At 40.5% G+C, this 14,732-nt stretch carries 15 protein-coding genes and 1 pseudogene; 7 read left to right on the top strand and 9 right to left on the bottom strand.

Annotated elements, in window-relative coordinates; all coding sequences use genetic code 11:
- Positions 1-58: 58 nt before the first annotated feature.
- Positions 59-1,933: a polysaccharide biosynthesis protein gene (locus tag MK482_RS01160; protein ID WP_268717772.1), complete on the bottom strand. Its 1,875-nt coding sequence runs from the start codon at positions 1,931-1,933 to the stop codon at positions 59-61.
- A gap of 76 nt (positions 1,934-2,009) precedes the next feature.
- Complete coding sequence (locus tag MK482_RS01155; RefSeq protein WP_000890772.1) at positions 2,010-2,840, bottom strand: glycosyltransferase; 831 nt, start codon at positions 2,838-2,840, stop codon at positions 2,010-2,012.
- A gap of 154 nt (positions 2,841-2,994) precedes the next feature.
- Here MK482_RS01155 and MK482_RS01150 point away from each other — a divergent pair, with 154 nt between their 5' ends.
- The 7 genes from MK482_RS01150 to MK482_RS01125 all read left to right on the top strand — a co-directional run bounded on the left by MK482_RS01150 (position 2,995) and on the right by MK482_RS01125 (position 7,676).
- The gene (locus MK482_RS01150) at positions 2,995-4,161 is read left to right on the top strand and encodes a CynX/NimT family MFS transporter (RefSeq protein WP_000744886.1); all 1,167 of its coding nucleotides are present in this window, start codon (positions 2,995-2,997) and stop codon (positions 4,159-4,161) included.
- 110 nt (positions 4,162-4,271) lie between these two features.
- A complete protein-coding gene (locus tag MK482_RS09010) occupies positions 4,272-4,385 on the top strand; it encodes a MoaF-related domain-containing protein (RefSeq protein WP_419151361.1) in 114 nt (37 codons plus the stop codon).
- 13 nt (positions 4,386-4,398) lie between these two features.
- On the top strand, positions 4,399-4,527 hold the full coding sequence (locus MK482_RS01145; RefSeq protein WP_268717771.1) for an SDR family oxidoreductase: 129 nt from the start codon (positions 4,399-4,401) through the stop codon (positions 4,525-4,527).
- 176 nt (positions 4,528-4,703) lie between these two features.
- Positions 4,704-5,030 carry a PadR family transcriptional regulator gene (locus MK482_RS01140; RefSeq protein WP_000273859.1) on the top strand — a complete coding sequence of 109 codons (327 nt, stop codon included), beginning with the start codon at positions 4,704-4,706 and terminating at the stop codon, positions 5,028-5,030.
- Positions 5,017-5,610 (top strand): DUF1700 domain-containing protein, encoded by a 594-nt coding sequence (locus tag MK482_RS01135; RefSeq protein WP_268717770.1) that lies wholly within the window; start codon positions 5,017-5,019, stop codon positions 5,608-5,610. Before MK482_RS01140 ends, MK482_RS01135 begins: the two co-directional genes overlap by 14 nt.
- Positions 5,603-6,550, top strand: coding sequence for a DUF4097 family beta strand repeat-containing protein (locus tag MK482_RS01130; protein ID WP_268717769.1), 948 nt, complete (start codon positions 5,603-5,605; stop codon positions 6,548-6,550). The genes MK482_RS01135 and MK482_RS01130 overlap by 8 nt, the downstream gene beginning before the upstream one ends.
- Before the next feature lie 61 nt (positions 6,551-6,611).
- Positions 6,612-7,676, top strand: coding sequence for a DUF6574 domain-containing protein (locus tag MK482_RS01125; protein WP_268717768.1), 1,065 nt, complete (start codon positions 6,612-6,614; stop codon positions 7,674-7,676).
- A 176-nt stretch (positions 7,677-7,852) separates the two neighbouring features.
- On the opposite strand, the gene MK482_RS01120 is transcribed toward MK482_RS01125, so the two are convergent.
- The 7 genes and pseudogenes from MK482_RS01120 to MK482_RS01090 form a co-directional block, all read right to left on the bottom strand.
- On the bottom strand, positions 7,853-8,713 hold the full coding sequence (locus tag MK482_RS01120; RefSeq protein WP_268717767.1) for a DUF4299 family protein: 861 nt from the start codon (positions 8,711-8,713) through the stop codon (positions 7,853-7,855).
- Between the two features lie 121 nt (positions 8,714-8,834).
- Positions 8,835-9,821, bottom strand: a complete 987-nt coding sequence (locus tag MK482_RS01115; protein WP_268717766.1) for a rhodanese-related sulfurtransferase — start codon at positions 9,819-9,821, stop codon at positions 8,835-8,837.
- A gap of 131 nt (positions 9,822-9,952) precedes the next feature.
- Positions 9,953-10,249 carry a bacteriocin immunity protein gene (locus tag MK482_RS01110; protein ID WP_268717765.1) on the bottom strand — a complete coding sequence of 99 codons (297 nt, stop codon included), beginning with the start codon at positions 10,247-10,249 and terminating at the stop codon, positions 9,953-9,955.
- Positions 10,250-10,304: 55 nt separating this feature from the next.
- Positions 10,305-10,974 (bottom strand): annotated as a pseudogene (locus MK482_RS01105) (lysostaphin resistance A-like protein).
- A 231-nt stretch (positions 10,975-11,205) separates the two neighbouring features.
- Positions 11,206-12,690: an ABC transporter substrate-binding protein gene (locus MK482_RS01100; RefSeq protein ID WP_268717764.1), complete on the bottom strand. Its 1,485-nt coding sequence runs from the start codon at positions 12,688-12,690 to the stop codon at positions 11,206-11,208.
- A gap of 103 nt (positions 12,691-12,793) precedes the next feature.
- Complete coding sequence (locus MK482_RS01095) at positions 12,794-13,717, bottom strand: carbohydrate ABC transporter permease (RefSeq protein WP_000818349.1); 924 nt, start codon at positions 13,715-13,717, stop codon at positions 12,794-12,796.
- Between the two features lie 13 nt (positions 13,718-13,730).
- On the bottom strand, positions 13,731-14,660 hold the full coding sequence (locus MK482_RS01090; RefSeq protein ID WP_001032152.1) for an ABC transporter permease: 930 nt from the start codon (positions 14,658-14,660) through the stop codon (positions 13,731-13,733).
- Between the last annotated feature and the right edge of the window lie 72 nt (positions 14,661-14,732).

Here is a 14,732-nt window from a genome sequence, read left to right as displayed (position 1 = left end):
ACTTGTCAATCACGGACAGCTATCGCATGGGCGGAAGTAAATGCTAATCTTCGTCGTTTTACTCCTTGACTAGCAAACTTACCGCCTCAACATGGGTTGTTTGATTGGCAAAGGCAATAATGGCTTGCTTCAACTCATCTCCACTGAGAGTGCGGAACTCTTCAATCTTTTGATCGATGGCTTCTAGAGGCATGACATTAACCTTACCAACGAAAATCTTATCCATAACCTGATTGTCAACAAGTTCGGTTGATACCAAGAGTTCTTCGTAAAGTTTTTCGCCTGGGCGGATTCCAACTTCAACAATTGGAATTTCGCTTTCGGTGTGTCCACTTAGAAGGACCATTTTCTTGGCCAAGTCATAAATTTTGACTGGTTTGCCCATATCAAGGATAAAGACTTCTCCATCCTTGGCATAAGCACCAGCATGGATAACCAGACGGCTAGCTTCTGGAATAGTCATAAAGTAACGGGTCATGCGGAAGTCTGTCACCGTTACAGGCCCACCTTCAGCAATCTGACGTTCAAAGACTGGAATCACACTACCACGGCTACCAAGAACATTCCCAAAACGAACCGCACAGTAGGTCGATTGGCTACGTTGGTTAAAGCCAGTGACAATCAATTCCGCCACGCGCTTGGTTGCTCCCATAACATTTGGTGGATTAACTGCCTTATCTGTCGAAATCATAACCATCTTAGGTACTTTGGCCTCATCAACAGCCTTAGCAACATTGTAGGTTCCACGGATATTGTTTTTGAAGGCTTCTTTTGGATTGCGCTCCATCATAGGAACATGCTTGTGAGCAGCCGCATGATAAACAATAGCTGGCTTGTACTGCTCAAAGACTTGCAACAAACGGTCATAGTCTTGAATGTCTGCGATAACTGGCACATAATCAATCCCTTGGAACTTACGAATCAGCTCATGATAAACAAGGTAGATTGAGTTTTCCCCATGACCGAGCAAGACGATGCGTTCAGGATTGAAGCGACTAACTTGGCGACAGATTTCAGAACCGATTGAACCACCAGCCCCTGTGACTAATATGGTCTTACCTGTCAGTTCTGCGCCCAGACGCGATTCGTCAAGACGAATTTCCTGACGGCCCAAAAGGTCTATGATATCAATTTTTTGGAACCCAGTACCTGCTTGGTGAAGTCCTTGAACAACAGTTTCAACATTAGGCATCTTGTAACATTTGACATCCAGCTTATTACACATCTGCAAGATACGCTCATATTCTGACGGATCAAGTGACGGAATCGCAACGATAACACGCTCGATTTGATGGCGTTTAGCCAATTCAGGCAGATCATCATATGAACCCAAAACAGGGATTCCACCAAGTTTTTGGCCCTTTTTCTTAGCATCCTTGTCCAAAATACCGACAAGTTCTAATTCACTAGTTGGATGTTGGTAACTATCCATAAAGAGAGCTCCACCATCACCGGCACCAATCAAGAAAGTACGGCGGTGTTCTCCATCACCACTTCCTTTTTTGCGTCTGGAGTAGATTAACTGCCAAGTAATCCGTGGCAATAAAATCAAGAAGGTACTCAACAAGATAAAGAGAATGATGAAACGGATGGAGAAGAGTGGCAAGAAGGCATAGCAGATACTATATGACAGGATACTGCTGGCAGTCACACCAAAAAAGATTTTCATGAAATCCGTAATCTTACTGTAACGACTAATACTAGCGTTCAAGCCCCAAAATGCAATCATCAATTGATAAAACAAGAAGGCCAAACTCGTATAGATAATGTAGTCAACAGGTGCCGGATTAATCAATCCGTAGAATAAGATATAAGATACAATGATGGAAACCACCATACTCAAAATATCAAATATTCCCCAGAAAACCTGTTTTTGTTGTTTATTTAAAATTTCCACCAGATCAATGACATAATCTGTGAGTTTTTTATTCATAGAAATTTACTCCTCCTTAAAAGAGTTAAAGGATTTTATTGTTATAATAATATAATTTATTTGTTTTGTCTATAACTTATTTGCTTTTTCTTAAAAGCTTGACAAAAATAAACTGACGTACAAAACCTGGACAAAGTGCAACGATTGCTTGAATGGCAATGCTTTTCGCATATTCCATGTAAGAAATTTGCCCTCGCTTCAGCATGCGCTGACGAGCTTGACGATAGAGTTTGAGGTAACGCAGTCCCCCACGACGCTCAAACATTCCTGCTCCAACACGAACCTTACACAAGATTTGATCCAGATTTCCAGTCTTAGCTCCTGCAGCAATCATATTGAGCCAGAGGAGGTCATCCTCCATATAAAGGCCATCCTCATAGTTGCCTGCCTTGAGAACCATGTCCTTCTTGAACATGACAGTCATGTGGTTAAAGGCACTTCTCATTCTTTGATAAGCTACAATATCTGCATGCTGGGTTGGAACACGACGGTAAGAAACGATCTCATCAGGATTGTCAATAAACTCTGCAATATGTCCACCTAATAGATCGAGGTTATCCTTCTCCATTAGCTGAACCTGTTTCTCAAAACGATTTGGAACAGCTATATCATCCGTATCCATACGGGCAATAATATCATACTGGCACTGTAAAACACCGTATCGAAGAGCCAGACCCAAACCTTGATTCTGCTCAAGAGGATAGCGTTTCACTGGAATATCAGACTCAGCTTCAACCTGGTCTAATACCTGATAGAGTTCTGGTGTGAGAGGTCCATCCTCTACGAGAACCAATTCGCTCGGTTGCAAGGTTTGATTTTGAATACTATTAATGGCATCTCTCAAAAATGTCGGATTTTCCTTTACATAGACCGACATCAAGACGCTAATTTTTTGCTTTTCAAGCACAGTTTTTCTCCAATATATAGATTTCCTTCCACTATTTTATCATAATTTTCAAGACTTTCCTATTTTTATCTTGAAAGCCCGAAACCTTACTTGACATTATAGGGAAAAAGCCTTAAAATAAGCTGTTATTAAAATCAGCTAGAAGAGGTATTATATGAAAAAGCAATCACTCTTTTTTGTTCCAGGTATTATCCTGATTGGTGTTTCCTTGCGGACTCCTTTTACTGTTTTACCCATTATTTTGGGAGATATTTCGCAAGGGTTGGGAGTAGAAGTTAGTTCGCTTGGTGTCCTGACCAGCCTTCCTCTCCTCATGTTTACCCTCTTCTCGCTATTTTCTACCCGACTGGCTCAGAAAATTGGCTTGGAGCATCTCTTCACCTATAGCCTTTTCTTCTTGACCATCGGTTCTCTCATTCGACTAATCAATCTGCCCCTGCTCTATCTAGGAACCTTGATGGTTGGGGCAAGTATCGCAGTCATCAATGTGCTGCTTCCTAGTCTTATCCAAGCCAATCAACCAAAGAAAATTGGTTTTCTGACCACCTTATATGTAACTTCTATGGGGGTTGCGACGGCTCTGGCTTCCTATCTAGCTGTGCCCATTACACAAGTCAGTTCTTGGAAGGGACTTATCATCCTCCTCACCCTGCTCTGTCTAGCAACTTTTTTGGTCTGGCTCCCAAATCACCGCTATAATCACAGACTGACTCCACAAACCAAACAAAAAAGCAAAGCAAAGGTCATGCATAATAAACAAGTCTGGGCAGTGATTGTCTTTGCAGGTTTTCAATCCTTGCTCTTTTACACCGCTATGACCTGGCTACCTACCATGGCTATCCATGCAGGCCTATCCAGTCACGAAGCTGGCTTGCTGACCTCTATCTTCTCTCTGATTAGCATTCCTTTTTCAATGACTATCCCAAGCCTGACAACCAGTTTATCTACTCGTAACCGTCAGCTCATGCTCACTCTGGTTTCACTAGTTGGTGTGGTCGGCATTTCCATGCTCTTCTTCCCAATCAATAATTTCATTTACTGGCTTGCCATCCATCTCCTCATCGGAACCGCAACCAGCGCCCTCTTCCCTTATCTCATGGTCAACTTTTCACTCAAGACAAGCGCCCCTGAAAAGACTGCCCAATTGTCTGGCTTATCTCAAACAGGAGGCTATATTCTAGCAGCCTTTGGACCAACCCTATTTGGTTACAGTTTTGACCTTTTCCACTCATGGGTACCAGCTGTAGCTGCCCTCTTACTCGTCGATATCCTGATGACTGTGGCTCTCTTCACAGTGGACAGAGCTGATAAAATCCTCTAAACTTCTAGTTTTTCCTAGAAGTTTTTTATATAATTAAAAAATCTCTAAATATACCCTACATTGATTTTCTAGGAATTCTACTTCGTCTTAATAATCCATTAGAATGTTCATTGAGACCTCTTTGCCAAGTAGAAGATTTCAACCAAGACATTGTCTATACCAACATTACTCTACCAGACAATCAGTTCCTTAACTACAAAGGAACCTTTACAAAATTAAGCTAATAGGATGAATACAATGACTACGCTAATCACAGGCGTTACAGGTGGACTCGGTGCTGCCATCTTGGAAAACCTTTCAAAATCTGTACCAGCTTCAGACATTGCCGTTTTAGTCCGTTCTGCAGAAAAAGGACAAGTGTTTTAGGAAGGGATTAAGCAACTAATTGTTGCTTAATCCCTTTTGGCTTTGGGCCAAACATTTTTGTTATCATATATAAAAATTTTACACATTCCTCTTGACAGGGCTTTCTTTTAGAGGTACAATGTATGTGTAGAAAAATTATATATAAAAATTTTACACATTAGAAAAGGAGGTTCCCCATGTACTTTCCAACATCCTCTGCCTTGATTGAATTTCTCATCTTGGCCGTACTGGAGCAGGATGATTCTTATGGGTATGAGATTAGCCAAACCATTAAGCTGATCGCTAATATCAAAGAATCTACACTCTATCCCATTCTCAAAAAATTGGAAGGCAATAGCTTTCTGACAACCTATTCTAGAGAGTTCCAAGGTCGCATGCGCAAATACTACTCCTTGACAAATGGTGGTATAGAACAGCTCGTAACCCTAAAAGATGAATGGACACTCTATACAGACACTATCAATGGCATCATAGAAGGGAGTATCCGCCATGACAAGAACTGAATACCTGACTCAGCTAGAACTCTATCTCAAGAAACTACCTGAAGCTGACCGCATCGAAGCCATGGACTATTTCAGAGAACTCTTTGACGATGCTGGAGTCGAAGGAGAAGAAGAACTCATCGCTAGTTTGGGAACTCCTAAGGAAGCAGCCCACGAAGTCCTCTCCAATCTTCTCGATAAAAAAATCAATGAGGCACCCGCTCAAAAGAATAACCGACAAATTTTGCATATCGCCTTATTAGCCCTCCTTGCAGCACCCATCGGTATTCCTCTGGGAATCGCCATCCTCGTGTCCCTGTTCGCAATCCTTGTGGCAGCTTTGACTGTCATTTTGGCTTTCTTTGCGGTTTCCATACTTGGTATCATCGGCGGATTCCTATTTTTAGTTGAAAGTTTCACTGTTCTCGCCCAAGCCAAATCAGCCTTTATCTTGATTTTTGGTTCTGGTTTACTGGCTATTGGTGCTTCTTCGCTGGTTTTACTAGGTATTTCCTATGTAGCTCGCTTCTTCGGTCTACTCATTGTTCGCCTGGTGCAATTTGTTCTTAAAAAAGGAAAGAGAGGTGATCATCATGCATAAATGGACAAGAGGATTTCTCATTTTTGGTGTAGTGACTACTGTTATCGGATTTATCCTGCTCTTTGTAGGCATCCAATCTGACGGAATTAAGAGCCTACTTGCCATGTCCAAGGAACCTGTCTATGATAGTCGGATGGAAGAGTTGACCTTTGGCAAGGAAGTCGAAAACCTAGAGATTACTCTCCATCAACACGCACTGACCATCACAGACTCTTTCGATGATCAAATCCACATTTCTTACCATCCATCTCTTTCTGCTCACCATGATCTTGTTACGAATCAAAACGATAAAACTCTGAGCCTAACGGATAAGAAACTGTCTGAAGCTCCGTTTCTCTCTTCTGGAATTGGCGGGATTCTCCATATCGCAAGTAGCTACTCTCGTCGTTTTGATGAAGTTATTCTCCAATTGCCAAAAGGGAGAAGTCTAAAAGGGATCAACGTGTCAGCCAATCGTGGACAAACCAGTATCACTAATGCTAGTCTTGAAAATGCAACTATCAATACAAATGGTTATCTCCTCCGAATTGAAGGAAGTCGTATCAAAAACAGCAAATTCAAAACACCAAATATCATCAATATCTTTAGCACAGAACTGACAGATAGTCAGCTAGAGTCAACAGAAAATCACTTCCACGCTGAAAAAATCCAAGTACATGGTAAGGTGGAATTGATGGCAAAAACAGACCTACAACTGCTACTTTCCGAAGAAGAAAAACAAAGAATCAACTTAGATCTTTCAACAAAACATGGTTCTATTCTTCATTTTTTAAGAGAAGGAAGGCGTTCGTTTAAAAACGAAGAAAACAAAGATGAACGATTAAGCAATCCTTATAAAACAGAAAAAGCAGATGCAAAAGATCAACTCATCGCAAGGGCAGACCAGGATATCTATCTACTCAAATCAGAGGAACACGAATCTTCTTCTAGAAATCGTTGACAAAAGCGCTTACATCTGCTAATGTAAAAATAGGCAACAACCAGAAAAAGGAGGTTCTACCATGAAACAAGAATGGTTTGAAAGTAATGATTTTGTAAAAACAACAAGCAAGAACAAGCCTGATGAACAACCCAAAGATGTTGTAGACAAGGCTGAAGAAACGATAGCCGATGTCGATACGCCAATTGAAAAAAATACTCAAGTAGAGGAGGAAGTCTCTCAAGCTGAAATCGAACTGGAAAGCCAGCAAGAAGAAAAAATTGCAACGCCTGAAGACAGTAAAGCGAAAACAGAAACAGAAGAAAAGAAAGCATCCAATTCTACTGAAAAAGAGCCAGACCTTTCTAAAGAAACAGAAAAAGTCACTATAGCTGAAGAGAGTCAAGAAGCACTTCCTCAGCAAAAATCAACCACGAAAGAGCCCCTTCTTATCAGTCAATCCTTAGAAAGTCCCTATATCCCCGACCAAGCTCCAAAATCTACGGATAAATGGAAAGAGCAAGTACTTGATTTTTGGTCTTGGCTAGTGGAAGCAATCAAATCTCCTACGAGCAATCTTGAAACAAGTAGCACACACAGTTACACAGCCTTTCTCTTACTCATTCTATTTTCTGCGTCTTCCTTTTTCTTTAGTATCTACCACATCAAACATGCTTACTATGGACATATAGCAACTATGCATAATCACTTCCCTGAACAATTTGCATCATTAAATCTCTTTTCGATTATCTCTATCCTAGTAGCAACAACACTCTTCTTCTTTTCATTCCTCTTGGGTAGTTTCGTTGTGAGACGATTTATCCACCAAGAAAAATACTGGACGCTAGAAAAGATTCTCCAACAATATAGTCAACTTTTGGCAATTCCAATCTTCCTCACTGCTATTGCTAGTTTCTTTGCCTTCTTTGACAGCCTACGATTTACAGCCCTCTTGTGTGTGATTAGCATTGGAATCATTCTGCTTGCCAGTCTCCATATCATTACAAGACCAAGTCAAGCAAGTGAAACCGACTCCTTTTATCAGTTATTCTTGTCTGTCCTTGTGAACGGAGTTATTATCCTCCTCTTCTTTGTAGCTGAAGTGGCACTGATTGGAGATTATCTCCGTATCTTGGCCTTTCTTTAAACTTCATACTCTTCGAAAATCAAATTCAAACCACGTCAGCTTCGCCTTACCGTACTCAAGTACAGCCTGCGGCTAGCTTCCTAGTTTGCTCTTTGATTTTCATTGAGTAGCAATCCTGTCTTCCATGGCAGGATTTTTTATTTGTAAAAAAGCAAGTCGATTGACCTGCTTCTGCTTTACTTTTCTTGTGCTAATATTTTAAAATCTTGTCCTAGGATGGGTTGCACTTCTAATTGATTGGCATCTAGTTGGTGGTAAGATGCTGATGGTAATGACTCTAGGAATTTTGCATAGTCCAAGCGGGCAATGGCTTCATAGTCTTCTGGTTTAGAGCCGTCTCCTGTGATTTGAACCAAGTCAATCTCCCACTGCACTTCCTTATCCACCAATTGCTCAATATAGGCTGCAGGAACAAATGGTTCTCTCGGTAAAATGGTCTTGACGCCTTGAGCCAGATGGTAAACACCGTGCACTTGGCCTTCTCCATCCTGATAGAAGGAAACTCTTGCAAAGTAAGCATCCGTCTCTTGAACCGCACGTACACGCGCTTCAAACTGAGCCAAGCCGTCTTCCTCTAAAAAGCTTTTCAAGTCCTCACGACTAAAGAAAACAGGGTTAAAAATTCCTTGGCAAATCGTAAAGCGGGCTACAGTATCTGCCAGATAGGCTTGAATACTTGCTTGGAAATAAGCTTCAAAATCAAAACCATCTAGCCCTTCAATCTCAGTTCCTGTATAAGCAAGCAAAGCATCTAAAAATGACTTGATAATCCGCCAGTCTGTCTTCGTGAGTAGATCAGGAAGATCGACACGATATGCCTTTTGATCATCAGCATAACTGACCTTAAAAAGAAATTGTGATTGCCTCACTATCGCACACTCGATATACTCGAGACGGTTAAGAGGCTGACGGAGATAGACAGCATCATAGCTATGTGACTCCAAACCATCTACCAAGGCCAAGACGGACTTGGCAGTCAAAATTTCCTGTTCTCCTAAAATGCTCTGTTTATTTGGAATAAAAAATGTTTTCGCCATAACTGAACTCCTTTGAAATCGTTTACATATAGTATACCCTATTTTCCTGAAAGATACAGAAACAAACTTTAGATTTTTGAGTAAAAAGCATAGAAAAACAGCCCCTAAGGACTGTTTAATCTTATACTGTAGCTGCTTGATCCAAGCTTTCACCGATAGCGGCTAGGCGCTCGACAACTTCAGCTTGTGCTAATTCATTTTCTGAAACATAGCGGTTACGTGGGTGAACACGGCACTCGTGTGAGCATCCACGAAGGTACTTGTCTTCATTTTCTTCTGATGTCAAGATACGACGGTTACAGAATGGATTTCCACAGTTGACATAACGTTCACATGGTGTTCCATCAAACCAGTCTTTTCCTACGATGGTTGGGTTGACATGGTTAACATCTACGGCAATACGCTCGTCAAAGACGTACATTTTCCCATCCCAAAGCTCGCCTTGGACTTCTGGGTCTTTACCGTAAGTTGCGATTCCTCCGTGCAATTGGCCGACATCTTTGTAGCCTTCACGGACCATCCAGCCTGAGAATTTCTCACAGCGAACGCCACCTGTACAGTAAACCACGACGCGCTTGTCCATGAATTTTTCCTTGTTATCACGGACCCATTGTGGCAACTCACGGAAGTTGCGGATATCTGGGCGGATAGCCCCACGGAAGTGTCCTAGGTCGTACTCATAATCGTTACGTGTGTCAAGGACAACTGTATCTTCGTCAAGAAGGGCTTCTTTGAACTCTTTTGGAGACAAGTAAGCACCTGTTGTTTCAAGTGGGTTGATGTCGTTGTCAAAGTCGTTGTCTTCCAAACCAAGGTGAACAATTTCTTTCTTGTAGCGAACGAACATCTTCTTGAAGGCTTGTTCACTTTCTTCGTCAATCTTGAACCAGAGGTCTTCCATACCCGGAAGGCTATGAACGTAGTCCATGTATTTTTGAGTTGTCTCGTAATCACCTGAAACTGTTCCGTTAATTCCTTCGTCAGCGACTAGGATACGACCTTTAAGGCCGATTGATTTACAGAAAGCCAAGTGGTCTGCAGCAAATTGCTCTGCATTTTCAATTGGAGTGTAAAGGTAGTAAAGTAAGACACGAATATCTTTTGCCATAAGATTTGTTCTCTTTTCTATTCTTAAATTTTCAGAATTTTTCATCTAACTATACTAGTATACCTGCTTGAGAAAGCGAATGCAATTTATTTGACCGGAAATTGTAGAAAGGTGCTTATCCCTGCACTTCATCAGTAACCATAGCGAATAGCAGATAATTCTCTCAATTTTTTGATCTGCCTAGCTTGACTTTCTGACAAACTTAGCTTGTTATCAATCAATACGCGCGCAAGGTCAACGTTCATTTGACTCAGAACAAACGGAGTAGAAGTCCCATCGTCCTCTAATCGTCTTTTATAACTCACTAACAGATTTTTCAAGGGAGTCAGTTGAGGCGCATCCTTTATGTCTTCCAGTAGATAGTCTATAATAGTCATCGCTTCACAACGTCTTTCACTGCCTCCGGCAAACCATTTTAATAGTGTCATTCTCATTTTCCTCCTTAAATTAAAAAACTATCATTCCTAACTCTCGATCCAGTATTTAACCAAACACCCTCTGTAAAAAAGTCAGCAAAAATGGTAATGTTGCGAAAATATTATTGATCACATGCACCGCATAAGATGGATAAATGCTCTTGGTATAGCGGGTCAAACTAGCAAAGATGATGCCAGATGTTGCAAAGACGAAGATATCTAACAAACTAGGCAGGCTTGAAAAATGAGGAAGAGCAAATAAAATTGACGGAAGAAACAAATCAAGGCCAAATCTCGAATGCTTAAAAAAGGCGTGTTGCAGTAATCCTCTATAGATTAGCTCTTCCATAAGTGGAGTCAGAAAGAACTAAGTTATATAGATACCTAGCTCAGCAAAGTTGGTCCCACTATAACCGATCAATACAGCCCAACCTTCAGCAGTTGACTGAACATGTTTAGCTGTCTGAACGTTAAAAGAGATCTGGAGCACTACCACTAATACTGTCAAAATCGAATACCAAAGCCATTTTTTTCTCGGAATGCGAAAGAGATAACCATGGCCTGTCGTAACCAGAATCCAAATCATGACTCCGCTAAATAGCAAACTCAAGATATTTTGAATCCAGAAGAAATTGCCAATAATTTTGGACAATAAGCGTCAGCTGAGAAAGACCAAATACAAAAAATAGGTAAGAGAAAACTCCACTTATTTTGAGTAAAAGCTGATACTTCTTCATGTGAACCCTCCTTTCTAAAATCGGAACATCTCTAATATAAGCTATATTTTCCTAAATCTTTACTTCAAATCCTAAATGTTACTTGAGATTTCCTGAATGGTTAAATAGTGATAAGAAAACATGGATATCTATGTTCTTGTTTCAAAAAATCACTGCCTCCCCAAACAAACCTGAGGAAAACAGTGATCACATTTTTAGGAATTAGGAATGAATACACGAAATCAATTGATCTTATGATTTTTTGTTTTTCAAGAATTCATCGTATTGTTTTTGCATTTCGTTCAATACTTTTTCGTAAGCACCTTCAGATTTCAATTTTTCCATCAATTCTGGAATAGCTTTATCTGGGTCTACAGTACCAGTGTTGATAGCTGTATCGAATTGTTGCATTGTGTTAGAGATTGCTGAGATTTCAGATTTCACATTGTCAGTGTTAAAGATGAATCCAAGCGCTGGAGATTCTTTAGCTTCTGCCAATTGTTTCTTAGAATCTGCAATTTGTTGGTCTGTAACGTTTTCGTTGATGTAAAGGATCCAGTTGTTACCAGTGTTCCATCCACCCATGTGAGTATTTCCTTTGTAGCCATCAAGTACTTTAACACGGTTTTCTTTTCCTTCAATTTTCTCCCAGTTCTTGCCTTCTGGACCGTAAACAAGACCGTTCAAGAGTTCTGCGTTAGTGTTCAAGAGATTCAACACTTCCATTGATTTTTCTTTGTTCTTAGAGTTGTTTGAGATGACAAAGTTAGCAACTTGTGTTGTTTGGTTTTTCTTGATGAAGTTAGTGATTGGTTTGATTTGGATATCTTTGTTCGCAACACGTGAAAGCAAGCTGTTACCGTAGTCAGCTGGTCCTACTGTTTCTTCACGAACGAACCAAGTATCTTGTTGAAGGTCAAATGAAGTATCGCTTGTTGCTACGTCTTTTGGAATATATCCAGCTTCATAGAATTTGTGAAGAGTCTTCAAGTGTTCTTTGAAACGAGGTACTTCGTAACGGTTTACGATCTTAGTAGTGTCTCCTTCAAGGTCGATAACGAATGGAAGTCCGTTTGGAACTGGGTAGTCAAAGTTATCAGATGGGATGAAGTTCTTAGTAACCGCAAATGGCACTACATCTGGAGCTTTTTCTTTGATTTGTTTCAAGACTGGTTCAAGTGTTTCATATGAAGTGACACCTGAAATATCGATACCGTATTTAGCAAGAAGAGTTCCGTTGAAGGCGAAGTTTTGAGATGATGCAACGTTGGCTGCAACTGGAACTGCGTAAATTTTACCGTTAATGCTGTTACCTTTGATGTAAGCTGGGTCAAGTGCTTTATAAAGCTCTGCCCCTTCTTTCTTATACAAGTCAGTCAAGTCAGCATAGGCACCTTTTTGAGCATTTACAACATAGTTAGATGCAAAGGCGATATCGTAGTTTTCACCAGATGATGTGATAACTGACATTTTCTTATCATAGTCACCCCATCCAAGATATTGGATATCCAATTTAGCACCAACTTTTTCACCGATGATTTTGTTAGCATTTTCTAGCAATTCATCCAAGTTATCTGGTTTGTCCCCGATTTGGTACATTTTGATAACAGTCTTTTCACCTGAAGCTGAGTCAGCAGCTTTTTTACTGTTACCTGAAAGGTTTCCACAAGCAGCGAGACCAGCAGCCAAAGCGACTACGCTAGCAGATGCAAAAGCATATTTTTTCCAGTTTTTCATGACAAAAACTCCTTTTTTTATTTTTAAACTTATAAACAATATAATGATTTTAACTTCACGCAAGGGAAGTTTGGAAATGAGAAATGATTTTTCTCGACAAGTACTATTCTTTCACACCACCGATAGTCAAACCTTTTACAAAGTAGCGTTGGAAGAATGGATACAAAATCGCGATTGGAAGGGTTGCGACCACAACCATGGCCATACGACCTGTTTCTTTTGGAAGAGCAACTCCCAGTTGACCAGATAGGCCGACTGCTTTGGCGATGTAGTCCATATTTTGCTGGATTTGCATGAGCAAATATTGCAATGGATACAAGTTGTCACTCTTGATGTAAAGAAGGGCGTTGAACCAGTCATTCCAGAAACCAAGAGCTGTCAAAAGCGTGATGGTTGCGATACCTGGTAATGACAATGGCAAACAGATTTGGAAGAAGATCCGGGCCTCACTAGCACCATCGATACGAGCGGATTCTAGAATAGCTTCTGGAATGGTCTTCTTGAAGAAGGAACGCATCAAGATGATGTTAAATGGTGAGAGAAGCATTGGAACAATCAAGGCCCAAACTGTATCACCAAGTTGAAGTAAACGAGTTACCACGATATAGCCCGGTACCAAACCAGCGTTGAACAACATACTAAGAAGAGCAAAAATCGTAAAGAATCTGCGATACTTAAAGGTTGTCCGTGAGATGGCGTAGGCGTAGGTTGTTGTGATAAAAACGTTTGTGATAGTCCCCACCACTGTTACAAAGACTGAGATGAAGAGGGCTTGGAGAATTTTATCCTTAAATTGTGCCAAAAACTCAAAACCATCTAATCCAAATTGAGATGGGAAGAAGCTATATCCATTTTGGAGGATACTCTTTTCATCTGTCACAGAGATAACAATAACAAATATGAAGGGTAGGATACACGAGAGGGCGATCAATCCAGAAATGGTACTAAAGAAGATATCTGCTTTCTTACTGAAGGAGTGAATGCCGACATTATCAATTTTTTCTTTTTTAATTTTCTTTTCTGCCATATTCTCCTCCTTTCTAGAACAAGGCTGAGTTTGGATCAACTCGTCTTGCAAGTAAGTTTGATAGGATAACCAGAATCAAACCGACAACTGATTGGTAGAGACCTGCCGCTGAAGCCATCCCGATATCCGCTGTCTGAGTCAAACCGTTATAAACATATACGTCCAAGACGTTGGTTACGTTATAAAGCTGACCAGCATTATGTGGGATTTGGTAGAAGAGACCAAAGTCTGCACGGAAGATATTTCCGACTGCAAGGATGGTCAATACAGTTACCAATGGTGTCAACTGTGGAATAGTTACATTGCGAATTCGTTGCCATTTGCTAGCCCCGTCAACTGTTGCTGCTTCGTAGTAGGTTGGATCAATTCCCATGATTGTCGCATAGTACATGACACTGCTATATCCAAAACCTTTCCAAATACCTAGGAAAAGTAGGAGATATGGCCAGATGCCCAAGTCAGCGTAGAAATTGATTTCCTTCATCCCGATAGACTCTAGGAAATGGTTGAACACACCTTTATCGATGTTTAGGAAGGCATCTGTAAAGAAACTAATGATAACCCAAGATAAGAAGTAAGGGAACAACATGGAAGTTTGGAAGATCTTAACCATTCTCTTAGAACGGAGTTCACTGAGGATGATGGCAATCCCTACAGATACAATCAAACCGATAAAGATAAAGCCGAGATTATAGAGGACAGTATTTCGAGTGATGATAAAGGCGTCTTTTGAACTAAACAAGAATCTGAAATTATCGAGTCCGACCCATTTACTATTCACGATGCTATCTATGAATCCATTACTGGTCATGTGGTAGTCTTTAAAGGCAACCACGTTCCCAAATACTGGAATGTAGAAGAATAGAATCAACCAGAGTGCCCCTGGCAAAACCATCAAGAGAAAGATCCAGTTGTCTCTCAAGGTTTTTGAAAACTTATTCATAATTTCCTCCCTTTTTTATTTTGATATCCATCTAAAAATTCCTTTTTAGACTTTTGATAACGATTACATTAT

This window comes from Streptococcus mitis, assembly GCF_026782865.1.
In the GTDB taxonomy this organism is placed as follows: domain Bacteria; phylum Bacillota; class Bacilli; order Lactobacillales; family Streptococcaceae; genus Streptococcus; species Streptococcus mitis_CG.
This window is presented reverse-complemented; position numbering and strand designations above follow the sequence as displayed.